Annotated in this window: 22 protein-coding genes and 1 riboswitch; of the genes, 12 read left to right on the top strand and 10 right to left on the bottom strand. The window is 67.9% G+C overall.

What is annotated here, in order from left to right; translation table 11 throughout:
• Positions 1 to 71: 71 nt before the first annotated feature.
• Positions 72 to 2828, bottom strand: coding sequence for a methionine synthase (metH, locus tag GRX31_RS01450; protein ID WP_237426597.1), 2757 nt, complete (start codon positions 2826 to 2828; stop codon positions 72 to 74).
• A gap of 27 nt (positions 2829 to 2855) precedes the next feature.
• A riboswitch (S-adenosyl-L-homocysteine riboswitch) is annotated at positions 2856 to 2982 on the bottom strand.
• A gap of 277 nt (positions 2983 to 3259) precedes the next feature.
• Here metH and GRX31_RS01445 point away from each other — a divergent pair.
• Genes GRX31_RS01445 through GRX31_RS01425 form a run of 5 tightly spaced genes read left to right on the top strand, consistent with a single transcriptional unit; the run spans position 3260 to position 7027 of the window.
• Positions 3260 to 4081 carry a FadR/GntR family transcriptional regulator gene (locus GRX31_RS01445; RefSeq protein WP_160851185.1) on the top strand — a complete coding sequence of 274 codons (822 nt, stop codon included), beginning with the start codon at positions 3260 to 3262 and terminating at the stop codon, positions 4079 to 4081.
• A complete protein-coding gene (locus tag GRX31_RS01440) occupies positions 4078 to 4884 on the top strand; it encodes a transporter substrate-binding domain-containing protein (protein WP_016452167.1) in 807 nt (268 codons plus the stop codon). The genes GRX31_RS01445 and GRX31_RS01440 overlap by 4 nt, the downstream gene beginning before the upstream one ends.
• 31 nt (positions 4885 to 4915) lie before the next feature.
• A complete protein-coding gene (locus tag GRX31_RS01435; protein ID WP_016448704.1) occupies positions 4916 to 5644 on the top strand; it encodes an amino acid ABC transporter permease in 729 nt (242 codons plus the stop codon).
• On the top strand, positions 5641 to 6294 hold the full coding sequence (locus GRX31_RS01430; protein WP_016448705.1) for an amino acid ABC transporter permease: 654 nt from the start codon (positions 5641 to 5643) through the stop codon (positions 6292 to 6294). Before GRX31_RS01435 ends, GRX31_RS01430 begins: the two co-directional genes overlap by 4 nt.
• A complete protein-coding gene (locus tag GRX31_RS01425; RefSeq protein ID WP_016448706.1) occupies positions 6281 to 7027 on the top strand; it encodes an amino acid ABC transporter ATP-binding protein in 747 nt (248 codons plus the stop codon). The genes GRX31_RS01430 and GRX31_RS01425 overlap by 14 nt, the downstream gene beginning before the upstream one ends.
• A 72-nt stretch (positions 7028 to 7099) precedes the next feature.
• On the opposite strand, the gene GRX31_RS01420 is transcribed toward GRX31_RS01425, so the two are convergent.
• From GRX31_RS01420 to urtA, 7 genes are all read right to left on the bottom strand, one after another.
• The gene (locus GRX31_RS01420) at positions 7100 to 7459 is read right to left on the bottom strand and encodes an FmdB family zinc ribbon protein (protein ID WP_016452169.1); all 360 of its coding nucleotides are present in this window, start codon (positions 7457 to 7459) and stop codon (positions 7100 to 7102) included.
• 46 nt (positions 7460 to 7505) lie between these two features.
• Complete coding sequence (fmdA, locus tag GRX31_RS01415; RefSeq protein ID WP_012202164.1) at positions 7506 to 8735, bottom strand: formamidase; 1230 nt, start codon at positions 8733 to 8735, stop codon at positions 7506 to 7508.
• A gap of 36 nt (positions 8736 to 8771) precedes the next feature.
• Positions 8772 to 9461, bottom strand: a complete 690-nt coding sequence (urtE, locus tag GRX31_RS01410; RefSeq protein WP_012202163.1) for an urea ABC transporter ATP-binding subunit UrtE — start codon at positions 9459 to 9461, stop codon at positions 8772 to 8774.
• A 20-nt stretch (positions 9462 to 9481) separates the two neighbouring features.
• Entirely contained in the window at positions 9482 to 10225 is a 744-nt protein-coding gene (urtD, locus tag GRX31_RS01405) for an urea ABC transporter ATP-binding protein UrtD (RefSeq protein WP_016450222.1), read from the bottom strand.
• Between the two features lie 19 nt (positions 10226 to 10244).
• On the bottom strand, positions 10245 to 11447 hold the full coding sequence (gene urtC / locus GRX31_RS01400; RefSeq protein WP_160851183.1) for an urea ABC transporter permease subunit UrtC: 1203 nt from the start codon (positions 11445 to 11447) through the stop codon (positions 10245 to 10247).
• Between the two features lie 72 nt (positions 11448 to 11519).
• The gene (urtB, locus tag GRX31_RS01395; RefSeq protein ID WP_043789397.1) at positions 11520 to 12434 is read right to left on the bottom strand and encodes an urea ABC transporter permease subunit UrtB; all 915 of its coding nucleotides are present in this window, start codon (positions 12432 to 12434) and stop codon (positions 11520 to 11522) included.
• 110 nt (positions 12435 to 12544) lie between these two features.
• Positions 12545 to 13810 carry an urea ABC transporter substrate-binding protein gene (gene urtA, locus GRX31_RS01390; RefSeq protein ID WP_016450225.1) on the bottom strand — a complete coding sequence of 422 codons (1266 nt, stop codon included), beginning with the start codon at positions 13808 to 13810 and terminating at the stop codon, positions 12545 to 12547.
• A 214-nt stretch (positions 13811 to 14024) separates the two neighbouring features.
• On the opposite strand from urtA, the gene GRX31_RS01385 reads away from it, so the two are divergent.
• Both GRX31_RS01385 and GRX31_RS01380 read left to right on the top strand, forming a co-directional pair.
• The gene (locus GRX31_RS01385; protein ID WP_160851180.1) at positions 14025 to 17528 is read left to right on the top strand and encodes a hybrid sensor histidine kinase/response regulator; all 3504 of its coding nucleotides are present in this window, start codon (positions 14025 to 14027) and stop codon (positions 17526 to 17528) included.
• A gap of 19 nt (positions 17529 to 17547) precedes the next feature.
• Complete coding sequence (locus GRX31_RS01380) at positions 17548 to 18495, top strand: response regulator transcription factor (protein WP_017404948.1); 948 nt, start codon at positions 17548 to 17550, stop codon at positions 18493 to 18495.
• On the opposite strand, the gene GRX31_RS01375 is transcribed toward GRX31_RS01380, so the two are convergent.
• Entirely contained in the window at positions 18468 to 18962 is a 495-nt protein-coding gene (locus GRX31_RS01375) for a PACE efflux transporter (RefSeq protein WP_016452173.1), read from the bottom strand. The two genes, GRX31_RS01380 and GRX31_RS01375, sit on opposite strands and share 28 nt — an antisense overlap.
• Before the next feature lie 74 nt (positions 18963 to 19036).
• On the opposite strand from GRX31_RS01375, the gene GRX31_RS01370 reads away from it, so the two are divergent.
• The 4 genes from GRX31_RS01370 to GRX31_RS01355 all read left to right on the top strand — a co-directional run bounded on the left by GRX31_RS01370 (position 19037) and on the right by GRX31_RS01355 (position 22997).
• Positions 19037 to 19969, top strand: a complete 933-nt coding sequence (locus GRX31_RS01370) for a LysR family transcriptional regulator (RefSeq protein ID WP_160851178.1) — start codon at positions 19037 to 19039, stop codon at positions 19967 to 19969.
• Positions 19970 to 20037: 68 nt separating this feature from the next.
• Positions 20038 to 21684 carry a M30 family zinc metallopeptidase gene (locus GRX31_RS01365; protein ID WP_074921225.1) on the top strand — a complete coding sequence of 549 codons (1647 nt, stop codon included), beginning with the start codon at positions 20038 to 20040 and terminating at the stop codon, positions 21682 to 21684.
• Between the two features lie 5 nt (positions 21685 to 21689).
• Positions 21690 to 22091: a hypothetical protein gene (locus GRX31_RS01360; protein WP_160851176.1), complete on the top strand. Its 402-nt coding sequence runs from the start codon at positions 21690 to 21692 to the stop codon at positions 22089 to 22091.
• Positions 22092 to 22118: 27 nt separating this feature from the next.
• A complete protein-coding gene (locus tag GRX31_RS01355) occupies positions 22119 to 22997 on the top strand; it encodes a PPK2 family polyphosphate kinase (protein WP_017404944.1) in 879 nt (292 codons plus the stop codon).
• 24 nt (positions 22998 to 23021) lie between these two features.
• On the opposite strand, the gene GRX31_RS01350 is transcribed toward GRX31_RS01355, so the two are convergent.
• Positions 23022 to 23840: a fumarylacetoacetate hydrolase family protein gene (locus GRX31_RS01350; RefSeq protein ID WP_160851173.1), complete on the bottom strand. Its 819-nt coding sequence runs from the start codon at positions 23838 to 23840 to the stop codon at positions 23022 to 23024.
• A 176-nt stretch (positions 23841 to 24016) separates the two neighbouring features.
• Between GRX31_RS01350 and GRX31_RS01345 the strand changes: the two genes are divergently transcribed.
• Positions 24017 to 25321, top strand: a complete 1305-nt coding sequence (locus GRX31_RS01345; RefSeq protein WP_016450234.1) for a Glu/Leu/Phe/Val family dehydrogenase — start codon at positions 24017 to 24019, stop codon at positions 25319 to 25321.
• The last annotated feature ends 199 nt before the right edge of the window (positions 25322 to 25520 follow it).

Raw genomic sequence — 25520 nt, 5'->3', positions numbered from 1 at the left:
ATAAAAAAGCCAGGGCACGCCCTGGCTTTTTTCTTGCAACGCGCGGCACCAGTCCGCGCGGACAAACGTTCTCACCCCAGATTCGGCGCCAGCAACCGGCGCAGTTCCTCGATGTCCATGCCCCGGCGCGCGGCCATGTCGGCCAGTTGGTCCTCGCCGATCTCGCCGACGTTGAAGTAGACGGAGTCGGGGTGGCCGATGTAGAAGCCGCTGACGCTGGAGGCCGGGTTCATGGCCAGGCTTTCGGTCAGCGTCATGCCGATCTCGTCGGCCTTGAGCACGGCGAACAGGTCGGTCTTGGCGCTGTGGTCGGGGCAGGCCGGGTAGCCGGGCGCGGGGCGCACGCCCTTGTACTGTTCCTTGATCAGCGCTTCGTTGCTGAGGTTCTCGTCGGGCGCATAGCCCCACAGGTCCTTGCGCACACGCTGGTGCAGGCATTCGGCGAAGGCCTCGGCCAGGCGGTCGGCCAGGGCCTTGAACATGATGCCGGAGTAGTCGTCCAGCGCGTCCTGGAACTCCTTGTCCTTCTTCTCGGCGCCGATGCCGGCCGTGACGGCGAACAGGCCCGCGTAGTCCTGGATGCCCGATTCCTTGGTGGCCACGAAGTCGGACAGGCAGCGGCTGGGGCGCATCACGGGCTGGCCATCCGGGCCTTCCACCATCTGCTTTTCGGTTTGCTGGCGCATGCCGTACCAGGTCATCAGCACCTGGCTGCGGGACTCGTCGGCGTAGAACTCGATGTCATCGCCCACGCGGTTGGCAGGGAACAGGCCGATGGCGCCGTTGGCCTGCAGCCAGCGGCCTTCGATGATTTTCTTGAGCATGGCCTGGCCGTCGGCCAGCACCTGGCGGGCCTGCACGCCCACGATCTCGTCGTCGAGGATGGCCGGGTAGGGGCCGGCCAGGTCCCAGGTCTGGAAGAACGGGCCCCAGTCGATGTATTCGGCGATCTCGGCCAGGTCGAAGTTGCGGAACACGCGCCGGCCCAGGGCGCGCGGCGCCACGGGGGCCTGGGAAAAGTCCACGGGCGTGGCGTTGGCGCGGGCCTTGTCCAGCGGCCACAGCGGCGTCTTCTTCTTGTTGGCGTGCTGGGTGCGGACCTTGTCGTAGTCGGCCTGGATCTCGGCCAGGTAGTTGCCCTTGTTCTCGCCCAGCAGGCTCTGGGCCACGCTGACGCTGCGCGAGGCATCGGGCACGTAGACCACGGGGCCTTCGTACTTGGGCGCGATCTTGACGGCGGTGTGCACGCGCGAGCAGGTGGCGCCGCCGATCAGCAGCGGAATCTTCTTGATGCGGAAGTAGTCGTCCTTGTGCATCTCGCCGGCGACGTATTGCATCTCTTCGAGGCTGGGCGTGATCAGGCCCGACAGGCCGATGATGTCCGCGCCCTCGGCCTTGGCCTTGGCCAGGATCTCGTGGCAGGGCACCATCACGCCCATGTTGATGACCTCGAAGTTGTTGCACTGCAGGACCACGGTGACAATGTTCTTGCCGATGTCGTGCACGTCGCCCTTGACGGTGGCGATGACGATCTTGCCCTTGCTGGACACGTCCAGGCCCGCCGCTTCCTGCTGGCGCTTTTCCTCTTCGATGTAGGGCACGAGGTGGGCCACGGCCTGCTTCATCACGCGCGCCGACTTGACCACCTGGGGCAGGAACATCTTGCCGGCGCCGAACAGGTCGCCCACGATGTTCATGCCGTCCATGAGCGGACCTTCGATCACGTGCAGCGGGCGGCCGCCGCCCTGCACCACGATCTGCTGGTAGGCCTCTTCGGTGTCGACGACGATGAAGTCGGTGATGCCGTGCACCAGGGCGTGCGACAGGCGCTCGCCCACGGTCTTCGGGTTCTCGGGCGTGCCGCGCCATTCGAGCTTCTTGCTGTCGTCCTTGGCGGCGCCCTTGGCGGCGTCGGCAATCTCCAGCAGGCGTTCCGCAGCGTCAGGGCGGCGGTTGAGCACCACGTCTTCCACGCGCTCGCGCAGCTCGGGCTCCAGGTCGTCATAGACGCCGACCATGCCGGCGTTGACGATGCCCATGTCCATGCCCGCCGAGATGGCGTGGTAAAGGAACACGGTGTGGATGGCCTCGCGCACGGGGTCGTTGCCGCGGAAGCTGAAGCTCACGTTGGAGACGCCGCCCGAGACCTTGGCGCCGGGCAGGTTCTGCTTGATCCAGCGCACGGCCTCGATGAAGTCCACGGCGTAGTTGTCGTGTTCCTCGATGCCGGTGGCCACGGCGAAGATGTTGGGGTCGAAGACGATGTCCTCGGGCGGGAAGCCCACCTCGTCCACCAGGATGCGGTAGGCGCGCTCGCAGATCTCGATCTTGCGCTGGTAGGTGTCGGCCTGGCCCTTCTCGTCGAAGGCCATGACCACGGCGGCCGCGCCGTAGCGCTTGATCAGCCGGGCCTGGCGCTTGAATTCATCCAGGCCTTCCTTCATGGAGATGGAGTTGACGATGCCCTTGCCCTGCAGGCAGCGCAGGCCGGCCTCGATGACCTCCCACTTGGAGCTGTCCACCATGACCGGCACCTTGGCGATGTCGGGCTCGGAGGCGATGAGGTTCAGGAAGCGCACCATGGCGGCCTTGCTGTCGAGCATGGCCTCGTCCATGTTCACGTCGATGACCTGGGCGCCGTTTTCCACCTGCTGGCGCGCCACGGACAGCGCTTCCTCGTACTGCTCGTTGAGGATCATGCGCGCAAAGGCCTTGGAACCCGTGACGTTGGTGCGCTCGCCCACGTTGACGAACAGCGTGCCCTCGCCGATGGTCACCGGCTCCAGTCCGGACAGCTTCATGGGAGGGGGAGTGAAAGAGGACGACATCAAGCTCACCTGCAAAAACGGCATGGCAACAGGTGAGCGTCGTTGGCACCGTGGGCGCGGTCCGGCCGGGAACCTGCACCTGGCCCAAGCCTGACGCGGCACGCGATCCGGTGTACGGATGGGCGGGTGCCGCGCTGCAACGCTCCTCGGGCCAAAGCCCGGGATTCTACGGCGGCTGGCGGCGGCCTGCAGTGCGGGTTTTACGCCCGCATTCGGGGCAGGCCTGCACAAAGCCATGCGGCACTGCACCAAAGCGCGGCAGCGCGAGCCCCTGGCGCCGCCTTCGGGGCGGATTGTGGATACCCCATCGCCCCGGTTTCTTTGCAGCGCCTGAGGACAACGCTCCTTTTGTTGCATCTGGCACGCAATTCGCTATCTGCTGGGCACGTGGTCTGACCAGTCAGGCCAAAACCCTCCACCCGCGCCAGCCCATGCAAAGCATTCCGATCTCGATGGCCCAGACGCTGCAGCAGCACATCCTGAGCGGCCACTATCCCGGCGGCAGCCAGCTGCCGCCGCAGCGCGAGCTGGCCCGGCAGCTGGGCATCAGCCGCGCTTCGCTGCGCGAGGCGCTGTCCATGCTGGAGGCCCTGGGCCTGGTCGAGATCCAGCCGGGCAAGGGCGTGCGCATCAACGGCCCGCACAGCGGCCGTGCACGCATGCACCGCGCCTATGCCACCCCGGCGCTGGGCACGCTGTCGCCGCGCCAGCTGATCGAGCTGCGCCTGGTGCTGGAGCCGGGCTGGGCCGCGCTGGCGGCCGTGCGCGCCGACGACAGCGGCCTGCGCCAGCTGCAATGGACCCAGTCCCAGCTGGCCCACGCCCTGGACCGCAGCGACCTGCTGGCCGCCGCCGACGCCGATCTGCAGTTCCACCTGCTGCTGGCCCAGCTGTCGGGCAACCCGGGCCTGGTGGCCATGGCGCGCCAGCTGGAGCTGGCCATCAGCCACAGCCTGCGCCTGCCCTTTGCCTGGAGCGGTGCCGACGACCAGCCGGTGCGCGAGCACGACGCCATCGTGCAGGCCGTCTGCGCAGGCGATGCGCCGGGTGCCGCGGGCGCCATGCGCGCCCACCTGCTGTCGGCCGCCAGGCGCAGCGGCATCGATCTCGACACGCCGGACGACGCGGCGGCGCCCGACGCGACGGCACTCGATGCAACGGCGCCCGACGCATCTGCGCCCGATACATCTGCGCCCGACCCTGACCCGCTTTCCTTTCGCCTCATCCCACCTTCCGAAGGAGCTTTCGCATGACTTCCCCCCTGACACCCCGCCGCGCATTCATCCGCACCGCCCTGGCGGCCGCCACCCTGGCCGCTGCCGGCCTGGGCGGCGCCGCCCATGCCGACATGCTGGCCAATATCCAGAAGGCCGGCGTGCTGCGCGTGGCGATTCCGCAGGACTTCCCGCCCTTCGGCTCGCTGGGCACCGACCTGAAGCTGCAGGGCTATGACATCGACATGGCGGCCCTGGTGGCCCAGGAGCTGGGCGTGAAGGTGGAGCTGGTGCCCGTGACCAGCACCAACCGCATCCCCTTCCTGACCACGGGCAAGGCCGACATCGTCATCTCCAGCCTGGGCAAGAACGCCGAGCGCGCCAAGGTGATCGACTTCACCCAGGCCTATGCGCCCTTCCCCAAGAGCGTCTACGGCCCCAAGGACATGAGCATCAAGGCCCCTGCCGACCTGGCCGGCAAGACCGTGGGCGTGACGCGCGGCTCCACCGAGGACCTGGCCCTCACGCAGGTGGCGCCGGCCTCGGCCACCATCAAGCGCTACGAGGACAACAACGCCACCGCGCAAAGCTATCTGACGGGCCAGGTGCAGCTGGTGACGCTGGGCAACATCGTGGCCAACGCCGTCAACGAGCGCACCAGGCTGCGCCAGCTGGACGTGAAGTTCGCGGTCGAGGACACGCCCTGCTACATCGGCGTGGCCAAGGGCGAGCCGGCGCTGCTGCAGAAGGTGGACGCCATCATCACCAAGCTCAAGGCCGACGGCCGCCTGACCAGCCTGTCCCAGCGCTGGATGAAGATGCCGCTGCCCGCCACCCTGTAACCGCTGCGCCCCTGTTCCCGGAAATCCTTCCATGGCCTATCAATTCGACTTCGGCGCCGTGTTCGACTACAGCGGCCTGCTGGCACAGGGCGCAGGCTTCACGCTGGCGCTGACGGCGGCGGGCGCCGTGCTGGGCGGCGCCATCGGCGTGGCCGGCGGGGTCAGCCGCGCCTGGCGCATTGCGCCGCTGCACTGGCTGTTCAAGGTGTACGTGGAGGGCATACGCAACACGCCCTTCCTGGTGCAGCTGATGTTCGTGTTCTTCGGCCTGCCTTCGCTGGGCGTGCAGATCAACGAATGGCAGGCCTGCCTGCTGACCACGGTGATCAACCTGGGCGCCTACATCACCGAGATCGTGCGCGCCGGCATCCAGGAGACGCCGCGCGGCCAGCTGGAAGCCGCTGGCGCGCTGGGCATGGGCCGCTGGGCGGTCTTCCGCCATGTGGTGCTGCGCCCTGCGCTGCAGCGGGTCTGGCCCTCGCTGAGCAGCCAGATCGTGATCGTGATGCTGGGCACCTCGGTGGTCTCGCAGATCGCGGCCCAGGACCTGACGTTTGCGGCCAACTTCATCCAGTCGCGCAACTTCCGTGCGTTCGAGACCTACCTGGTGGTGACGGCGGCGTACTTCGTGCTGGCCCTGGCACTGCGCCAGTTGCTGGCCTGGATAGGCCAGCGCTTCGTGGTGGGCCGCCGCACGCCGCGTGCAGCCAGGCCCGCTGCACCCGCTGCACCTGCAACCACTGCCGGAGACGCCGCATGATTGCCGACATTCCCCTGCTGCCCATCCTGGCCAAGCTGGCCGAGGGCCTGCTGGCCACGCTGGCGCTGTCGCTGCTGGCCTTCGTGCTGGGCGGCGCCACCGGATTGCTGGTGCTGTTCGCCCGCGTGGGCCGCAGCCTGAACCTGCGCCGCCTGGCCAAGGCCTATATCCAGGCCTTCCAGAACACGCCGCTGCTGATGCAGATGTTCATCGTTTTCTTCGGCTCGTCCATGGCCGGCCTGGACATCTCGCCCTGGACGGCGGCCGCCATCGGCCTGACGCTGTACACCAGCGCCTACCTGGCCGAGGTCTGGCGCGGCTGCGTGGAGGCTATCCCCCGCGGCCAGTGGGAAGCCTCGTCCAGCCTGGCCATGGGCTACCTGCAGCAGATGCGCCATGTGGTGCTGCCGCAGGCGCTGCGCCTGTCGATAGCGCCCACGGTCGGCTTCTCGGTGCAGATCATCAAGGGCACGGCCGTGGCCTCGATCATCGGCTTCAGCGAGCTGACCAAGCTCGGCTCCATGCTGGCCAACGCCACCTTCCAGCCCTTCCTCATCTACGGCCTGGTCGCCGCAGGCTACTTCCTGCTGTGCTGGCCCCTGTCCCTCTACGCATCCCATCTGGAGAAGAAACTCTATGCCGCTCGTTGATGTGCGCGCCGTTCACAAGCATTACGGCAACAACCATGTGCTCAAGGGCGTGGACCTGAGCGTGGACAGCGGCCAGGTGGTCGCCATCATCGGCCGCAGCGGCTCGGGCAAGAGCACGCTGCTGCGCTCCATCAACGGGCTGGAGGCCATCCAGTCCGGCCAGATCGTGGTGGACGACGCCGTGCTCAAGGGCTCGGAGGGCAGCGCGCCCTCGCCCGCCCAGTTGCGCGCGCTGCGCCTGAACGTGGGCATGGTCTTCCAGCAGTTCAACCTGTTCCCCCACCTGACGGCGGGCGAGAACGTGGCCCTGTCGCCCACCGTGGTCAAGGGCGTGAAAAAGCCCGAGGCGGCGGCGCTGGCGCGCCAGATGCTGGCCAAGGTCGGCCTGGGCGACAAGTACGACAGCTACCCCGACCAGCTCAGCGGCGGCCAGCAGCAGCGCGTGGCCATTGCACGCGCGCTGGCCATGCAGCCCAAGGTGCTGCTGTGCGACGAGATCACCTCGGCCCTGGACCCGGAGCTGGTCAACGAGGTGCTGGCCGTGGTCAAGCAGCTCGCCGCCGAGGGCATGACGCTGATCATGGTCACGCACGAGATGCGCTTTGCCCGCGACGTGGGCGACCAGCTGGTGTTCATGCACCAGGGCCTGATACACGAAAGCGGCCCGGCCAAGCAGCTGTTCGCCAGCCCGCAGACGCCGGAGCTGGCCGGCTTCATCGGCGCCGTGCACTGAGCGGTACGGCCAGGCAGGACAAAGGCCCGCGTCGCGGGCCTTTTTTGCATCGGTGCGGCGCAGGGGCCGCGGTCAGTGGCTGATCATCCAGGGCCGCTTGGTCGGGAAGGTCTTGGCGCCGTTGGGCGCCGTGACCGTGGAGCCGCGCTTGCTGGCGCCGCTGCAGCAGCCGCAGCCCGAGGGGTGGCGCATGCGCGCGTAGCTGCCCTCGGCCACATCGCGTGAGCGCCTGGGCTCGTGCCGGGCGCGCTCGTTGGTGTCGTGGGCGCGGCGCTGCTCGGGGCTGGTGCAGGCCAGGCGCGGCGCGCTGACGAAGACGCGGGGCGAGGCCGCCTCGCAGATGGGGCAGGGCGCGGGCTCGTTGCGCTGCGAGAGGCTGCGCAGCGCGTCGAAGCCGCCGCATGCGGCGCAGTGGTAGTCATAGGTGGGCATGGGCGGCCTCTGGCGGATGGTGGATGGCGGGTGTCGTATGCCGGGCTTACTTGTCCTGGGCGATGGGCAGGTCCACCCCGCCCGTGATGATCTTCTGTGGTCCCTCGGCCGTGGGATTGATGTCGAAGTCGAAGATCTCCGTGGGCAGCCACAGCGTGGCGCAGGCATTGGGCACGTCCACCACGCCGCTGATGTGGCCCTGCACGGGCGCCGTGCCCAGCAGCGAGTAGGCCTGGGCACCGCTGTAGCCGAATTTCTTCAGGTACTCGATGGCGTTCAGGCAGGCCTGGCGGTAGGCCACGGTCACGTCCAGGTAGTGCTGCTTGCCCTTTTCGTCCACCGAGATGCCTTCGAAGATCAGGTAGTCCTTGTAGTTGGGCGTCATGGGGCTGGGCTTGAAGATGGGGTTCTTGATGCCGTACTTGGCCATGCCGCCCTTGATCAGCGAAACCTTCATGTGCACCCAGCCCGCCATCTCGATGGCGCCGCAGAAGGTGATTTCGCCATCGCCCTGGCTGAAGTGCAGGTCGCCCACGCTCAGGCCCGCGCCGTCCACGTAGACGGGGAAGAACACGCGCGAGCCGCGCGAGAGGTCCTTGATGTCGCAGTTGCCGCCATGCTCGCGCGGCGGCACGGTGCGCGCGCCTTCGGCGGCGGCCTTGTCGCGCGCCTCGCCCTGCATCTGGCCCATGTGGGCGGTGGTGGCGTTGGGCGGGTTGGCCAGGCCGGGGATGCGGTCGGGGTCGGTGGCGATGAGGCCGGTCTCGCGCTCGTTCCAGCTGGCCAGCATCTTGGGGTCGGGCAGGCAGCCGATCAGGCCCGGGTGGATGAGGCCTGCGAAGTTGACGCCGGGGATGTGGCGGCTCTTGGTGAACATGCCGTGGAAGTCCCAGATGGACTTCTGGGCCAGCGGGAAATGCTCGTCCAGGAAGCCGCCGCCATTTTGCTTGGAGAAAAAGCCGTTGAAGCCCCAGAGGCTGTCGTCGCGCGCGCCGATGTCCAGCAGGTCCACCACCAGCAGGTCGCCGGGCTCGGCGCCCTTGACGCCCACGGGGCCGGACAGGAAGTGGACGGTGGACAGGTCCACGTCGCGCACGTCTTCGGCGCTGTCGTCGTTCTTGATGGCGCCGCCGGTCCAGTCATAGGTCTCCAGCTTGAACTCCGCGCCCGGCTCCACCCAGACCGCCATGGGGATGTCGGGATGCCAGCGGTTGTGCACCTGCGGGTTGTCGTAGGGGGACTGGTTGAGATCGACCTTGATCAGGGTTTCGGCCATGGTGTGCTCCTTGCGATGGCAGTGGGAAAAAACGGATCAGACGGAGAGGTAGGACTTGATGCGCTGCTCGTCGGTATCTGCTCTGGCCGTCTCATGGACCAGGCGCCCGCCCTCGATGACGAACAGCCGGTCGGCCACATCCATGGCGAAGGAAAGCACCTGCTCGCTGACCACGATGGTGATGCGGCGCAGCTTGCGGATCTCGTTGAGCGCCTTGGCGATGTCCTTGATGATGGAAGGCTGTATGCCCTCGGTGGGCTCGTCCAGCAGCAGCACCTTGGGGTCGGTGACCAGCGCGCGCGCAATGGCCAGCTGCTGCTGCTGCCCGCCCGAGAGGTTGCCGCCCTTGCGCCGGCGCATGTCCCAGAGCACGGGGAACAGGGCGTAGATGTCGTCGGGCACCTGGCGCGTCTTCGCGTTCTCCAGGCCCGTCTGTATATTCTCTTCCACGGTCAGCGTGGGGAAGATCATGCGGCCCTGGGGCACGTAGGCAATGCCCTTGGCCACGCGCCGGAAGCTCTCGTCCTTCGTGACGTCCTGGCCGGCCACGGTGATCTGGCCGCTCTTGGCGGGCATGACGCCCATCAGGCTTTTGAACAGCGTGGTCTTGCCCATGCCGTTGCGGCCCATGATGGCCACGGTTTCGTTCTCGCGGCCCTCGAAGCTGATGCCGTGCAGCGCCTCGCTCTGGCCATAGGCCACGTACAGATCCTTGACTTGCAGCATGTGAATTCCTTGTGCGTGCCTCAGTGGCCGAGGTAGACGTCGATGACCTTGGGGTCGGCCTGCACCTTGTCCATGGGGCCCTCGGCGAGGATCTTTCCCTGGTGCATGACGGTGACCTTGTGCGCGATGCGCGCCACGAACTCCATGTCGTGCTCGATGACGATGACGGAGCGGTTCTTGCAGATGCGCTGCAGCAGCTCGGCCGTCAGCTCGCGCTCGCGGGCGCTCATGCCGGCGATGGGCTCGTCCAGCATCAGCAGCTCGGGCTCCTGCATGAGCAGCATGCCGATCTCCAGCCACTGCTTCTGGCCGTGGCTGAGCAGGCCGGCCTCGGTGTCCAGGCGCTCGTCCAGGCCGATGTCGGCGGCCACGGCCTGCACGCGATCGCGCACCGCCTCCGTGCACTTGAAGGCCAGCGCGCCGAAGACCGAGCGGCCTTCGGGGTAGGAGACCTCCAGGTTCTGGAAGACCGACAGGTTCTCGTAGATGGACGGCGTCTGGAACTTGCGCCCGATCCCCAGGCGCACGCGCTTGTGCTCGGCCATGCGCGTGAGTTCCTCGTTCTTGAACTTGATGCTGCCGGCCGTGGCGCGGGTCTTGCCGCAGATCAGGTCCAGCAGCGTGGTCTTGCCCGCGCCGTTGGGGCCGATGATGACGCGCAGCTCGTTCCTGTCGATGTACAGGTTCAGCGCGTCGATGGCCTTGAAGCCGTCGAAGGAGACCGTCAGGTCTTCCACGGCCAGCGTGAAGTCGGTATTGCTCATGGTGTGCTCCCGCTGTGGTTCAGGCGCCCTGGCGGCCCATGCCTTCGGACAGGGCGGACGTGGACTTGGTGGCGGCCGGGGCCTGGGCAGGTGCTGCCTGGGCTCCCTGCGCTGCGGCAGGCGCTGCGGCCGGTGCCGCGCCCTTGCGGCGGCTGTTCCACCAGGGAACGATGCGGCTTTCCCACAGCCCGGCCAGCCCCATCGGGAAGGCCATGGTCACGCCGATGAACAGGCCCGCCATGAGGAACAGCCACAGGTCCGGGAAGCTCTCCGAGAAATAGGTCTTGCCCGCGTTGACCAGCAGCGTGCCGTACACGGCGCCCACCAGGCTCATGCGCCCGCCCACGGCGGCGTAGATGACCATCTCGATGGAGGGCACGATGCCCACGAAGCTGGGCGACATGAAGCCCACCTGCAGCGTGAACAGCGCGCCGCCCACGCCCGACAGCGCAGCGGCCAGGCAGAACACGAAGACCTTGAAGTTGGCCACGTCGTAGCCGGAAAAGCGCACGCGGTCTTCCTTGTCGCGCATGGCCAGCAGCAGGGTGCCCACCTTGCCCGTCTGAATCCAGCGGCACAGCACGATGGCGCCGATCAGCAGGGCCACGCAGACGTAGTAGAGGATGTACTTGGCGCTGTCCGTGCGCGTGTCCCAGCCCCACAGGGTCTTGAGGTCGGTCATGCCGTTGACGCCGCCCGTGTAGCCCTGCTGGCCGATGATGAGCACGGTGACGATCAGCGCCACGGCCTGCGTGATGATGGCGAAGTACACCCCGCCCACGCGGCGCTTGAACATGGCGAAGCTGATGAGCCAGGCCAGCAGCGTGGGCACGGCGATGACGGCGGCCAGCGAGAACGGCAGGCTCTTGAAGGGCAGCCAGAACGAGGGCAGCTCGGTCAGCTGGTTCCAGTCCATGAAGTCGGGGATGCCGGGCGTGGACTGGATCTTGGTGCTGATGGGGTCGGACGCCTCCAGCTTCAGGAACATGGCCATGGCGTAGCCGCCCAGGCCGAAGAACACGCCCTGGCCCAGGCTGAGCACGCCGCCATAGCCCCAGACCATGACCAGGCCGATGGCGACGAAGGCATAGGTCAGGTACTTGCCGACCAGGTTGAGGCGGAAGATGTCCAGCGCCAGGGGCAGCACCACCGCCAGCAGGACGGTGAGCAGCACCAGGCTGGCGAGCTGGTAGCGCTGTATCCAGGCTTTGAGGGCTTGCATGGAATGACTCCGGTGAACTCAGGGGAAATCGGGGGAACGCGGGGAAATTCGTGGACAGGGCCGGCGCCGGGATCAGCGCCGCACCTTGGACGCGAACAGGCCCTGGGGACGCAGCATCAGGATGAAGACGATCAGCGACAGCGTGATCACCTTGGCCATGGAGCCCGCGAGGAAGAACTCGGTGATGGACTGCGTCTGTGCAATGCCGAAGGCCGAGACCACGGTGCCCAGCAGGCTGGCCGCGCCGCCGAAGGTGACCACCAGGAAGGCGTCCACGATGTACAGCGAGCCCGAGGTGGGGCCGGTGGAGCCGATGGTGGTGAAGGCCGCGCCCGCCACGCCCGCGATGCCGCAGCCGATGGCAAAGGTCAGGCGGTCGGTCTTCTTGGTGTCGATGCCGATGGCGTTGGCCATCACGCGGTTGCTGACCGTGGCGCGCACGCGCAGGCCCCAGCGGCTTTTGTGCAGCGCGATCAGCACGCCGGCCGTGACGGCCATGGTCAGCGCCAGCACGAACAGGCCGTTGATGGGAATGTCCAGCCCCTCGGCCGGCGCCCACGAGCCCATCAGCCAGTCAGGCAGGGTGGGGCTGACTTCCTTGGGTCCGATGAAGGTGCGAAAGCACTGCTGCAGCGCCAGGCTCACGCCCCAGGTGGCCAGCAGCGTGTCCAGCGGGCGCTTGTAGAGGTGGCGGATCAGCCCCCACTCCACCAGCCAGCCGGCCGCGAAGGCGAACAGGAAGGCGGCCACGATGGCCAGCGGGAAGTAGTAGGGCATGAACTCGGGCGCGTGCTGCGCCGTGAGCGTGGAGCCCAGGTAGATGGTGTAGGCGCCGATGGTCATGAACTCGCCATGCGCCATGTTGATCACGCCCATCTGGCCAAAGATGATGGCCAGGCCCAGGCCCATCAGCAGCAGCACGGCGAACAGGCTCAGCCCCGCGAAGCCCTGCATCAGGCCGATGTTCATCATGTCGGAAAAACTCATGGTGCTGCTCCTGCGCGCAAGCCAATCGGGAGAGGGGGAAACGATTCACGCGGCAGCCCGCCCACCAGGCCGCAGGCCGCCGCGCATCACCTGCCTGAACGGATCAGGGCTTACTGGTAACCCTTGGGGAAGGGATCGGGTTTGATGAGTTCAGGCGACTCCGAGACCACCTTGAACGTGCCGTCCGGCTGCCCCACGGCAATGCGCGACTTGCTCCACAGGTGGTGGTTGGCGTCCACCTTCACGTAGCCTTCGGGCGCGGTCTTGAGTTCCAGCCCCGGCGATGCGGCCACCACCTTGTCCACGTCGAAGCTCTTGGCCTTTTCCACGGCGGCCTTCCACAGCCAGGGGCCCAGGTAGCCGGCCTGGGTGACGTCGCCGATGACGGCGTTGGGGCCGTACTTGGCCTTGAAGGCGGCCACGAACTTCTTGTTGTTCTCGTTGTCCAGCGTCTGGAAGTACTTCATCGAGGAGTAGAAGCCCGTGAAGTTCTCGCCGCCCACGCCGGTCATCTCGTCCTCGGTCACCGACAGCGTGACCAGCAGTTGCTTGTCACCCGTGATGCCCGCTGCCTTGAGCGCCTTGTAGAAGGCCACGTTGGAGCCGCCCACCACGGCCACGAAGATGCAGTCCGGCTTTTGCAGCTTGATCTTGTTGACCAGCGAGCCGAAGTTGGTGCTGCCCAGCGGGTAGTACTCCTCGCCGACAACCTTGCCCTTCTGGAAGTTCTCGATGTGCTTGCGCGCGATCTTCATCGAGGTGCGCGGCCAGATGTAGTCCGAGCCGATCAGGAAGAAGGTCTTGGCCTTTTTCTCGGCCTTGGCCCAGTCCAGGCTGTACAGGATCTGCTGCGTGGCTTCCTGGCCCGTGTAGATCACGTTCTTGGACTGCTCCAGGCCTTCGTAGAAGGTGGGGTAGTACAGCAGGCCGTTTTCCTTCTCGAACACGGGCAGCACGGCCTTGCGCGAGGCGCTGGTCCAGCAGCCGAAGACGGCGGCGCAGCGGTCGTTGATGAGCAGTTTCTTGGACTTCTCGGCGAAGGTGGGCCAGTCGGAGGCGCCGTCTTCCTTGATCACGCGGATCTTGCGGCCCAGGATGCCGCCCATGGCGTTGATCTGGTCGATGGCCAGTTGCTCGGCCTGGATGGAGCCGGTCTCGGAGATCGCCATGGTGCCCGTGGCCGAGTGCAGCTGGCCCACGACGACTTCGGTGTCGGTGACGGCCAGCTTGGTGGTGTTGACCTGGGCGGTGGCCTGGGCGAAGGACCAGGCCGGCAGCCCGGCCACCGAGGCGGCGCCAAGCGCCTGCAGGACGCGGCGGCGGCCCATTTCCGTGCCGGGGGAACCAGGTGTGCGGGGGTCGGAGGGGTGGCTCATGGTGACTCTCCTGTAAGGATCGGTTGGGTGATCTGCAAGTGGCTGAAAACTGGCGTTGCGGTTACGGCTTGTTTCCGCGCTGGGTCCAAGATTAGGAAGAACCCTTGCCGCCGCCCATACGTCAATTGACGTAGCCACCTGCGTACGCACCCCGGCTACCCCTCTTGCAAGCCGCGCCAGCATTGGCCCCGCACGTTTCTTGCTAGACCTGGGAATGCACTCCGCCCCCCCGCCCGACAGCCCTACCGGCACCGCAGCCGCGCCGCAGACCATCTTCCGGTTCCGGCGCGAGTACAACGCCTGGGTGGCCGACGAGACCATGGAGGACTACGCGCTGCGCTACACGCCGCGCAGCTTCCGGCGCTGGAGCGAGTTCCGTGTGGCCAACACGGCCTTCGGCTCGCTGTCCTTCCTGGCGCTGGAGGCCATCGGCGGCGCCATTGCGCTGAACTACGGCTTCGCCAACGCCATGTGGGCCATCGTCACCGTGGGGCTGGTGATCTTCCTGACGGGGCTGCCCATCGCCGTCTGCGCCGCACGCTACGGGCTGGACATGGACCTGCTGACGCGCGGCGCGGGCTTCGGCTACCTGGGCTCGACCATCACCTCGCTGATCTACGCCGTCTTCACCTTCATCTTCTTCGCGCTGGAGGCGGCCATCATGGCGCTGGCCCTGCAGCTGGTGGTGGACTGGCCGCTGCAGTGGTGCTATGCGCTGTCGGCCCTGGTGGTGCTGCCGCTGGCCATGCGCGGCATCACGCTGATCTCGCGCCTGCAGGCCTGGACGCAGCCGCTGTGGCTGTTCCTGCTGGTGCTGCCCTTCGTGTGGATGGCGCTGGCCCAGCCCCAGCTGTACCGCGACTTCGCCAGCCTCACCGGCCTGCGCTCGGGCAGCAGCCAGTTCGATCCGCTGATGTTCGGCGCGGCGGCAGCCGTGATCTTCGCGCTGGTGGTGCAGATCGGCGAGCAGGTGGACTTCCTGCGCTTTCTGCCGCCGCGCACCCAGGCCAACCGACTGCGCTGGTGGGGCGCGGTGCTGGTGGCCGGCCCGGGCTGGGCCGTGATGGGCATGCTCAAGATGGCGGGCGGCGCCTTTCTCGCGTTCGCGGCCATGCAGCTGCAGGGGGTGGACGCCACGCGCGCGGCCGAGCCCACGCAGATGTTCCTGGCAGGCTTCCAGCAGGTGCTGCAGGCCCTGGGCCTGCCGGGGCTGGCCGTGGCGGTGACCGTGGTCTTCGTGGTCATCTCGCAGGTCAAGATCAACGTGACCAATGCCTACGCGGGGTCGCTTGCCTGGTCCAACTTCTTCGCGCGCATCACGCGCAGCCATCCGGGGCGCGTGGTCTGGATGGTGTTCAACGTGGTCATCGCCACCTTGCTGATGACGCTGGGCGTGTTCGGCGCGCTGGAGAAGGTGCTGACCATCTACAGCAACGTGGCCATCGCCTGGGTGGGCGCGCTGGTGGCCGACCTGGTCATCAACAAGCCGCTGGGGCTGAGCCCGCCGGGCATCGAATTCCGCCGCGCCCATCTGTACGACTTCAATCCCGTGGGACCCGTCGCCATGCTGCTGGCCGCCGCCGTGGCCTGCTGCGCCTATGCGGGCCTGCTGGGCGAGACGGCGGCCGCGTTCTCGCCCTTCATCGCGCTGGCGCTGTCCATGGTGCTGTCGCCGCTGCTGGCCTGGCTGACGGGCGGGCGCTACTACCTGGCACGGCCCGCAGGCAATCTGTGGAAGCCCGGCGAGACGGTGCGCTGCGCCGTCTGCCAGAACCAGTTCGAGTCCGAGGACATGGCGCGCTGCCCGGCCTACGGCGCGCCCATCTGCTCGCTGTGCTGCTCGCTGGAGTCGCGCTGCCATGACCGCTGCAAGACCGGCTCGCGCGCGGGCGAGCAGCTGCGCGCGCTGGCCTCGGCCATGCTGCCGCCGCGCTGGGCCACCAAGGTGAACTTCCGCGCGGGCCAGTACCTGGTGGTGATGCTGTCGCTGTGCGCGGTGACGGCCTTCATGGTGGGCGTGGTCTACATGCAGGAAAGCCTGCAGGCAGGCAGCGTCGATGGCGGCGCGCTGCGCATCCCCTTCCTCAAGGTCTTCGCGCTGCTGGCCCTGCTGTGCGCCGTGGCCGCCTGGTGGGTGGTGCTGAGCACGGACAGCCGGCGCATGGCCCAGGACGAGTCCGAGCGCCAGAACCAGCTGCTGCTGCAGGAGATCGCCGCCCACAAGCGCACCGATGCCGAGCTGCAGGCCGCCAAGGACCATGCCGAGCAGGCCAGCCAGGCCAAGACCCGCTATGTGGCCGGCATGACGCACGAGCTGCGCTCGCCGCTCAACAGCCTGCTGGGCTATACGCAGATCCTGCTCAAGAGCCCGCAGGTCGATGGCTGGGTGCGCGAGACCCTGTCCACCATGCAGCACAGCGGCCAGCACCTGCGCGCGCTGATCGACGAATCGCTGGAGCTGGCCAGCATCGAGGCCGGCCGCCTGCGCCTGGACCTCGCCCCCCTGCCCCTGCCCGCGCTGATCGACGGCATCGAGGCCATGATGCGGCCCCAGGCCCAGGCCAGGGGGCTGCAGTTCTCGGTCGAGACGCTGGGCACCATGCCGCGCTGGGTGCGTGCCGACGCCAAGCGGCTGCGCCAGATCCTGATCAACCTGCTGTCCAACGCCGTGCGCTTCACCCAGCGCGGCGAGGTGCGGCTGCGCATGGATTTCCGGCCCCATGTCTCGCGCATCGAGGTCATCGATACCGGCATCGGGATCGAACCGCAGGACATGGAGCGCATCTTCGTGCCCTTCGAGCGCGGCAGCGCGGGCCGGCGCATCAGCGAGGCGGGCACGGGCCTGGGGCTGACCATCACCCACCTGCTGACCGAGCTGATGGGCGGGCAGCTCACCCTGAGCAGCACGCCCGGCGAGGGCAGCTGCTTCACCGTGCGCCTGTACCTGCCCGAGATGGCGCCCGACGCGTCCTGGGTGCCCCCCGGCGCCGCCGCCACGCTGCACACCGTCATCGGCTATCTGCCGCCCCGGCGCACCCTGCTGGTGGTGGACGACCAGCCGCTGCAGCGCCAGCTGCTGGCCGGCCTGCTGCTGCCGCTGGGCTTCGAGATCCGCGAGGCCGCCAGCGGCCGCGAGTGCCTGGAGATCGTGGAGCAAATCCCGCCCGACCTGGTGCTGCTGGACATCAGCATGGACGACCTGGACGGCTGGCAGACCGCCGCCCTGCTGCGCGCGCGCCGGGATGCGCAGCAGCTTCCCGTGGTCTTCGTCTCGGCCAACCTGTTCGACAACGACCCGCCGCGCCTGGCCGATGCGCATTGCCAGGGCTTTGTCGCCAAGCCGGTGATCGAGTCCGAGCTGCTGCAGGTGCTCGAGCGCGTGCTGCGGATCGAATGGGTGCATGACAACCGCCCGTTGCTGCTGCCGGCGCCGCGCGCGGAGCAGGCAGAGGCAAAGGCAGCGCAGGCGCCGGCAGCCGCCCCCTTCCCGCCCGACCTGCGCGAAGACCTGGCCCGGCTGGCGCGCTCGGGCCAGGCCACGGCCCTGCGCGAGCGCCTGCGCCAGGCGCGCCAGCAGGCGGGCGGCGCATCGGGCCACGCCGCGCTGCTCGATGCGTTGCAGGCCTGCGCCGACCGCTTCGACTTCGATGCGCTGGCGCGCCTGCTGCCGCAGCCCCGGGAAGAAGACGAACAGGAACAGGAGGAGACAGATGAATGAACATCCAGGAGGGCAGGAAATGACCGCCACCACCACCGCCAACAGCCGCAGCAGCCATGGCAACAGCGCCCATGTGATCCTCGTGGTGGACGACGCGCTGGACAGCCTGCGCATGCTGTGCGACGCGCTGGCCGCCGAAGGCTACGTGGTGCTCGCCGCCCGCGACGCCGACGAGGCCCTGCAGCGCTTCGCCCTCACCGTGCCCGACGGCGTGCTGCTGGACGCCGTCATGCCCGGCATGGACGGCTTCACGCTGTGCCGCCGGCTCAAGGACACGCCGGCCTGGGCCCACGTGCCCGTGGTCTTCATGACCGGCCTGTCGGACACGGACCAGATCATCCGCGGCTTTGCCAGCGGCGGCGTGGACTACGTGGTCAAGCCGCTGCGCATCCCCGAGGTGCTGGTGCGCCTGGCCACCCATGTGCGCAACGCCCGCGCCACGCGCCAGGCGCAGGAGGCCGTGGACGTGGCGGGGCTGGGGGTGGTGGTGCTCGATGGCCAGGGCCGCGTGGCCTGGCGCTCTCCCCAGGCAGCGCGCTGGCTGGAGGAGGCCTTTGCGGACCAGCCCTTCCCCATGGAGGCGGCCGGGGACTGGCTGGCCGGTGCCCACCAGCCGGACCAGGCCGGTCACCAGGATCTGGCGCTGGCCCTGGCCGATGGCCGCCAGTTGCTGGCGCGCCACATGGGTGCCAGCGGCCTGGGGGAGTCGATGGTGCTGCTCAGCCACGAGGCGCCGCAGGCGCCCGCCGCGCGCCGGCTGCAGCAGGTGGCGCTCACCCCGCGCGAGACCGAGGTGCTGTCATGGCTGAGCAAGGGCAAGACCAACCGCGACATCGCCGACATCCTGGGCATGAGCCCGCGCACGGTCAACAAGCACCTGGAGCACATCTTCGAGAAACTCGGCGTGGAGACCCGCACGGCCGCCGCCGCCGTGGCCGGTCAGCTGCTGCAGGCCGGCTCGCCCTGAGCGCGGGGTGCCACCGCAGCGGATGCCGAGGCCGAGGCCGGCAGGCCGAACACATGGTCGAAGCACCAGTTGAAGACATAGGTGTAGACCAGGAAGAAGACCAGCAGGCCGGCCTCCATCACCGTGGCCTCCCACAGCGTGACGCCGAACCACCAGGCCATCAGCGGGATCAGCACCATGGCCAGCCCGCCCTCGAAGCCCAGGGCGTGCACCACGCGGCGCAGCACCGAGCGGCCCTTGACGCTCTGGCGCGACTCCCACTGCTCGAACAGGTGGTTGAAGGTCAGGTTCCAGACGATGGCCAGCGTGGAGGCGGCAATCGCCATGCCGCCAGAATGCCCGGCGCTCTGGCCGATGGCCATGAACAGCAGGCTGGAGGCGAGGATGGCGATCAATTCATACAGGGTCACGAAGACCACTTTGCGCTTGGGCCCCTGGAGGCCCTTTTTGTGTGTCTGCAAGGTCATAGGGAGCGCAGTCTATATGCCGACAATTGAACGTTAAAGTCAGATTCTTTCAATAAATCTGACAGGTCCCCACCATGTCCTTTCCAGCCGACCAGGTGCCGCTGTTCATTGCCGTGCTGGACCACGGCTCGTTTTCCGCCGCCGCGCGCCAGCTGGGCCGCGTGCCCTCGGCCGTGAGCATGGCCATCGCCCAGCTGGAGGCCGAGCTGGACCTGCAGTTGTTCGACCGCAGCGGCCGCGAGCCCCGGCCCACGGCGGCGGCACGCGCACTCGAACCCCAGGCCCGGCTGCTGGCCGCCCAGCTGCAGCAGCTCAACCACCAGGCGCTGGCCCTGCACCAGGGACTGGAGGAGCGGCTGACCCTGGTGATCGCGCCCGAACTGCTGTCCACGGCCTGGGCCGCGCCGCTGCAGCCGCTGGTCGAGGAATTCCCGGGTCTGGAGGTGGAAGTGCTGGTGGCCGCCCAGGTCGATGCGCTCAAGGAACTGCACTCGGGCCGCGCACATCTGGCCCTGGTCTTCGAGCGCCCGGCCATCGACGGGCGCGAGGATTTCCAGGAGATGGGCCAGGAAACCATGGTCGCCGTGATGGCGGCCAGGCATCCGCTGGCCCGGCAACTGGGCGTGGACGGGCAGCAGCGCCTGGACGTGGGCCAGCTGGCCGGCGCGCGCCAGATCCTGCTGGCCAGCCGCGACCTGGCCCATACCGATCCGCGCTTCGTGTTCTCGCACCAGCTGTGGCGCACGGACAGCCACCTGGCGGCCCTGTCGCTGATCTCGGCCGGCCTGGGCTGGGGGTGGCTGCCCTTCAGCGTCGCCGAGCCCCTGCTGCAAACGGGCGCGCTGCTGCGCATCCCGCTGTGCAACATCAGCAACGGCACCCAGCTGTTCGTCGATTGGGTGTGGTCCAAGGAGCGCCCGCTGGGGCTGGCGGCGCGGCGGTTCGTGGAGCAGTTGCAGGTGCCGGTGCGGCTGGAGCCGGACAGCGATGCGGATCGCATCGGGTAGCATCTCTCGCCATATCGGACCAAAAATCCACATCTCCAGCAGCAGGTCACACAAGAGGAAGGGAAAACATGTTCTTTGATCATCATCACAGCAAGACCGCCATCGCACTGGCCCTGGGCGCCGTTCTGGCCGGTTGCGGCGGAGGTGGAGGCGGCGGCCCGTCCGGCCCGTCTTCGCAGTTGACCGCCGCCTGCTCGGGCACGGCCTGCGGCGCGGCCAATGCCACCACCTATTCGGGCCAGGGCGTGGGCGTCTGGAGCTACACCAACACCACGCAGGCCGAGCAGCAGATCCCTGTGGGTCTGACCAACCTGGGCAGCAAGCAGGTCACGCTGATCTACACCAACAATGGCGACGCCAGCGTGCCCATGCCCGCCCTGACGCTGACTCCGCCTGCGGCGACCACCGCCACGGCCCAGAAAAGCCTCAGCGCCGCACCCGCAACGGTCAACCGGATTCCCGAGCGCATCCGCAACTTCAAGCCCCGCCTGACGGCAGCGGACATGCAGGCGCGGCAATCCATCAAGCCGCAGGCAGCGGCGATCCTGCCCGTGGGCAGCCAGCGCAGCTGGTTCGTCCAACCCGGCGACTCCCGCATCGAAGCCCGCCAGGCCACGCTCAGACGCCAGGCCAGCGTGCCCACGCCCACCGGCACCCGCACCATCAACGTCTGGCTGGAAGACAGCGAGTACGACGCTGCCAAGGTCAGCGATGCCATGCTCGACACGCTGCTCCAGCGATTCACCAGCGGCTCCGACGCGGTCTATCCCCTGATCACGGGGCTGTCGGGCGAGCCCTGGGGCGCTCACTCCTACAGCGACCTCATCGACCCCGAACAGCCCCTGGACATCGTGTTCGTGAATTTCGTTCCGGACCGCACTCCGTACGGGCTGCTGGGCTATTTCTGGTCTCTGAACAACTTCAAGCAGGACCCGGCGAACCCCGACCTCAAGTACAGCAATCAATCGCTGTCGTTCTACATGGATACGGAAACGCTGTACCTGGATCCTGCCGAAGGCATGACCAACCAGATCAGCACGCTGTCCCATGAGTTCGTCCACATGACGAACTTCTACCGCCGCAGCGTCCAGCTGTCCAAGCCGGGAACCGACTACGCGTTCGACACCTTCCTGGAGGAAATGAGCGCCATGATGGGCGAAGACATCGTGGCCCAGCGCGTCACGCCCGGCTTCAACTCCATCGCCAATGGACGCGTCCCTTCCTGGCTGTCCCACTCGGGCTTCAACTGCGACCCCGCCGCCTGGAGCGCCGACACCGCCGCGCCCTGCTTCGGCTACGACGTCAACGGCAGCCTGGGCGCCTATCTGGTGCGCCAGTACGGCGTGGGCTTCTACAAGCAGCTGCTGAGCAACACCACGTCCACCGATTCGCTGCAGGTCCTGGGCAATGCCATACAGCAAGCGGGCGGCCCCACGCTGCCGGTCGCCATCCAGCGCTGGGGCGCCAACATCGCACTGCTGCCCGGCGATGTGCCCAGCGGCTATGGCTGGCCCGCGCGCACGGAGCAGGGCTTCACCCTGGCCGCGATCAACGGCAGCAGCCTGGCGTCTTCCCGGGTCCTGCCCACCACGGTACCGGTGAACCTCAATGCGCGCGGCCATTTCCCCTTCCTGCGTCAGCCTGATGCGCAAGGCACCTACCAGGAACAGCTGCGTGTTCCGGCAGGCAGCACGCTGACAGCCGTCGTACGCTGAACGCCATGAACCACGCACACCCGACTGCTTCCACCCGCGGCCTGCGCCGCAGTCTGCCGCTGCTGCTGGCCAGCGGCCTGGCCCTGCTGAGCGCCTGCTCGGCCCCGGCTTCGCCTGCCGCCAGCGCGGCTGCGCCGGCCTCGGGTGCGGCGGCTGAACCAAGCCAGCCCCTGACCCTGCAAGGCCGTCTGGTGCTGCGCGGCAATGCGCCCCATGAGCAGCCCGTTCTGCAGACCACCTCCGGCGAGACCTGGCAGCTCCAGGGCCTGAGCGCCGAGCAGATCACGCAGTGGCAGCGGCAGAACGTGGAGGTCCGGGGCCAGCCCGGCACCAGGCCCGCCGCTGGCGCCGCGCCTTCGATGGCGCAGCCGCAACTGCAGGTGCAATCCATTCGCGCCCGGCCCTGACATTCCACCTCACCCACCGCTCTATCCATGGACGCCTCCAACCCTTTCTCCAGCCGCGATGCGGCCGTGCAAAAGCTCTGGGAACAGTGGCAGCCGCGCTCCGCCAGGTCCGACAAGGACAAGGACAAGCCCATTGCCCTGGCCGACTTCGACCCGGGCGCCAAGCCCTTTTCCAATGGCAACGGCAAGGCCGAGGACAAGGTCGCCGTCGAGGCCCTGGCCGAGGAGCTGGATGCGCTGCAGAACCTGCTGTACGCCGACCGCCGCTACAAGCTGCTGGTCGTGCTGCAGGGCACGGACACGGCGGGCAAGGACGGCACCATCCGTGGCGTCTTCGGCCGCATGAGTGCGCTGGGCGTGCACGCCGTGGGCTGGAAGGCCCCCACCGAGGCCGAGCGCGCCCATGACTACCTGTGGCGCATCCACCAGCAGGTGCCTGCCGCTGGCGAAATCACGGTCTTCAACCGCAGCCATTACGAGGACGTGCTGGTGCCCGTGGTCAACGGCTGGATCACACCCGAGCAGCAGCGCCAGCGCTTTGCCCACATCAACGACTTCGAGCGCATGCTCAGCGAGACGGGCACCGTGGTCGTCAAGTTCCTGCTGCACATCAGCGCCGACGAACAGCGCATGCGCCTGCAGGAGCGCCTGGACGACCCGGCCAAGCACTGGAAGTTCGACGAGAACGACATGAAGGTGCGCACGCAGTGGAAGGACTACCAGCAGGCCTACGGCCAGCTGCTGGGCGCCACGCATACGCCCTGGGCGCCCTGGACCATCGTGCCGGCCGACTCCAAGACGCACCGCAACCTCATGATCGCCACCTTGCTGCGCGAGGTGCTGCGCAACCTGGAACTGCGCTTTCCGCCCGGCGATCCGGCCCTCAAGGACTACAAGATCACCTGATCACTCGATGGCCTGCCTGAAGCCTCACAGCTGCAGGCGGGCTTCGGCGATGCCGTCCAGCTCGGCCACCACCAGGTCGCCGGCCTGGGCAAAGGCCAGTCCATTCCACGTGCCCGTGGTCACCACCGTGCCTGCGGGCACGCTGCCATAGCGGCGCACCAGCTCCTGCAACCAGCCGGCCAGCAGCCACAGCGGATCGTCCAGCGGATGCGTTCCGGTGAACGCCTGCAGCGGCGCCGCACCCACGCGCAGGCGGCAGACCTGGGCAGACCAGTCCCGCGGCGACTCGCGCGGCAGCAGCCGCGAAGCGTCCTGCCACGGCCCCAGCACCAGGGCGCCATGGCACAGGCCGTCGGCGGCCAGCAGCAGCGGCGGCGCCTTCAGGTGCTGGCGCCAGCGCGTATCCACCACCTCGATGGCGGCGGTGATGCCGTCGATCAGCTCCAGCCCATCGCCGGGCTGCAGCGCGGCAGCCATCTCGGCCGTCACCTCGCGGCCCAGGCGCAGGGCGATCTCGGCTTCGATGCCGCGCAGGTGCAGCGGCGCGCCACCGGCCACCGAAGGACTGGCCCAGACGCCTTCTTCGGGCAGCGGCGCATGGGTCAGCGGGGCATCGCGGCGCGGCGCGCCAGACTTCCAGTAGCCCGGAACGCGGCCCGGCCCCTGCTGGCTGCCGGGCACGCGCCAGCCCAGGGCGGGCGCCATGGCGGCCTGCACGGCCTGCGCATCTGCGGGCGCGCGCACCACGTCGGCCCAGTCGTCGGCATCCAGCAATTCGCCGCTGTGGCGCGCCTGGAGCAGCGCATGGGCCAAGGATGTGGGAGTGCGGGGCGTGTTCGTCATGGAGCGGCTTTCTTGGAGTGCATCGGAGGGTCGCAAGCGGCCCCGATTGTCCGCTGGACAAGGCGATCCCATGGTTATGCATTAAATGCATAAAGCTCTCGCGCATAAGGCGTTGGACAGCGCATAGCCCCGGGAATAAGCTCAAAACCCTCAGACAACTCTTGTGTGGAACCACCATGCAGCAACCCGCTTCGGCCGGCGTTACCAACCACGCCATCCCTTCCTACCTGCAGGCCGATCACCTCGGCCCCTGGGGCAATTACCTGCAGCAGGTCGATCGCGTCACCCCCTACCTGGGCCATCTCGCCCGCTGGGTCGAAACCCTCAAGCGCCCCAAGCGCATCCTGATCGTCGATGTGCCGATCGAGCTGGACAACGGCACCATCGCCCACTACGAAGGCTACCGCGTGCAGCACAACCTGAGCCGCGGCCCCGGCAAGGGCGGCGTGCGCTTCCACCAGGACGTGACCCTGTCCGAAGTCATGGCCCTGTCGGCCTGGATGTCGGTCAAGAACGCGGCCGTCAACGTGCCCTACGGCGGCGCCAAGGGCGGCATCCGTGTCGATCCCAAGACGCTGTCGCGCGGTGAGCTGGAGCGCCTGACGCGCCGCTACACCAGCGAGATCGGCCTGCTGATCGGCCCCTCCAAGGACATTCCAGCGCCTGACGTCAACACGAACGGCCAGATCATGTCCTGGATGATGGACACCTACTCCATGAACACCGGCGCCACCGCCACCGGCGTGGTCACGGGCAAGCCCGTGGACCTGGGCGGCTCGCTGGGCCGCGTCGAGGCCACCGGCCGCGGCGTGTTCACCGTGGGCGTGGAAGCGGCCAAGCTGACCGGCCTGTCGGTCCAGGGCGCGCGCATTGCCGTGCAGGGCTTCGGCAACGTGGGCGGCACGGCCGGCAAGCTGTTCGCCGACGCGGGCGCCAAGGTCGTGGCCGTGCAGGACCACACCGGCACCATCCGCAACGCCAACGGCCTGGATGTGACGGCCCTGCTGGCCCACGTGGCCGCCAAGGGCGGCGTGGGCGGCTTTGACGGCGCCGAGGCCATGGACGCTGCCGATTTCTGGGGCGTGGACTGCGACATCCTGATCCCCGCCGCACTGGAAGGCCAGATCACCAAGGACAACGCCGGCAAGATCAAGGCCAAGATGGTGATCGAGGGTGCCAACGGCCCCACCACCACCGAGGCCGACGACATCCTGACCGAAAAGGGCGTGCTGGTGCTGCCCGACGTGCTGGCCAATGCCGGCGGCGTGACGGTGAGCTACTTCGAATGGGTGCAGGACTTCTCCAGCTTCTTCTGGAGCGAGGACGAGATCAACGCCCGCCTGGTGCGCATCATGCAGGACGCCTTCGCGGCCATCTGGCAGGTGGCCCAGCAGCACGGCGTGACGCTGCGCACCGCCACATTCATCGTGGCCTGCCAGCGCATCCTGCATGCGCGCGAAATGCGGGGACTGTATCCCTGATCACCCCCTGAGGCGCTGACGCGCCTTCCCCCTCTCTGCTTGCTTCGCAAGGGAGGGGGACGACACCCTCGCGGCGGGGCGGCCCTTGCTCGGTGTCCCTGACTTGGGCCGCGCCAGTTTTTGGCGCTGTGCACCACACGGTCAATGAAAGGCGCTTCGGCGCCTTTTTTCTTGGGCTCTTTTCTGGTGCTGGCAAGGG

The sequence above is a fragment of the Delftia sp. CH05 genome, from assembly GCF_009827015.1.
Classification (GTDB): domain Bacteria; phylum Pseudomonadota; class Gammaproteobacteria; order Burkholderiales; family Burkholderiaceae_C; genus Comamonas; species Comamonas tsuruhatensis.
The sequence above is the reverse complement of the archived record's forward strand: the minus strand, read 5'-3'. Positions and strand labels throughout refer to the sequence as shown.

Coding starts and splice junctions, on each gene's coding strand:
- GRX31_RS01420 (WP_016452169.1), bottom strand. CDS start 7,459: ATGCCCACCTATGACTACCACTGCGCCGCATGCGGCGGCTTCGACGCG.
- GRX31_RS01350 (WP_160851173.1), bottom strand. CDS start 23,840: ATGACGAACACGCCCCGCACTCCCACATCCTTGGCCCATGCGCTGCTC.
- GRX31_RS01365 (WP_074921225.1), top strand. CDS start 20,038: ATGTTCTTTGATCATCATCACAGCAAGACCGCCATCGCACTGGCCCTG.
- metH (WP_237426597.1), bottom strand. CDS start 2,828: ATGTCGTCCTCTTTCACTCCCCCTCCCATGAAGCTGTCCGGACTGGAG.
- urtB (WP_043789397.1), bottom strand. CDS start 12,434: ATGAGTTTTTCCGACATGATGAACATCGGCCTGATGCAGGGCTTCGCG.
- urtA (WP_016450225.1), bottom strand. CDS start 13,810: ATGAGCCACCCCTCCGACCCCCGCACACCTGGTTCCCCCGGCACGGAA.
- GRX31_RS01375 (WP_016452173.1), bottom strand. CDS start 18,962: ATGACCTTGCAGACACACAAAAAGGGCCTCCAGGGGCCCAAGCGCAAA.
- GRX31_RS01370 (WP_160851178.1), top strand. CDS start 19,037: ATGTCCTTTCCAGCCGACCAGGTGCCGCTGTTCATTGCCGTGCTGGAC.
- urtE (WP_012202163.1), bottom strand. CDS start 9,461: ATGCTGCAAGTCAAGGATCTGTACGTGGCCTATGGCCAGAGCGAGGCG.
- GRX31_RS01345 (WP_016450234.1), top strand. CDS start 24,017: ATGCAGCAACCCGCTTCGGCCGGCGTTACCAACCACGCCATCCCTTCC.
- GRX31_RS01440 (WP_016452167.1), top strand. CDS start 4,078: ATGACTTCCCCCCTGACACCCCGCCGCGCATTCATCCGCACCGCCCTG.
- GRX31_RS01385 (WP_160851180.1), top strand. CDS start 14,025: ATGCACTCCGCCCCCCCGCCCGACAGCCCTACCGGCACCGCAGCCGCG.
- urtC (WP_160851183.1), bottom strand. CDS start 11,447: ATGCAAGCCCTCAAAGCCTGGATACAGCGCTACCAGCTCGCCAGCCTG.
- GRX31_RS01445 (WP_160851185.1), top strand. CDS start 3,260: ATGCAAAGCATTCCGATCTCGATGGCCCAGACGCTGCAGCAGCACATC.
- GRX31_RS01435 (WP_016448704.1), top strand. CDS start 4,916: ATGGCCTATCAATTCGACTTCGGCGCCGTGTTCGACTACAGCGGCCTG.
- GRX31_RS01380 (WP_017404948.1), top strand. CDS start 17,548: ATGACCGCCACCACCACCGCCAACAGCCGCAGCAGCCATGGCAACAGC.
- GRX31_RS01430 (WP_016448705.1), top strand. CDS start 5,641: ATGATTGCCGACATTCCCCTGCTGCCCATCCTGGCCAAGCTGGCCGAG.
- GRX31_RS01425 (WP_016448706.1), top strand. CDS start 6,281: ATGCCGCTCGTTGATGTGCGCGCCGTTCACAAGCATTACGGCAACAAC.
- GRX31_RS01360 (WP_160851176.1), top strand. CDS start 21,690: ATGAACCACGCACACCCGACTGCTTCCACCCGCGGCCTGCGCCGCAGT.
- urtD (WP_016450222.1), bottom strand. CDS start 10,225: ATGAGCAATACCGACTTCACGCTGGCCGTGGAAGACCTGACGGTCTCC.
- GRX31_RS01355 (WP_017404944.1), top strand. CDS start 22,119: ATGGACGCCTCCAACCCTTTCTCCAGCCGCGATGCGGCCGTGCAAAAG.
- fmdA (WP_012202164.1), bottom strand. CDS start 8,735: ATGGCCGAAACCCTGATCAAGGTCGATCTCAACCAGTCCCCCTACGAC.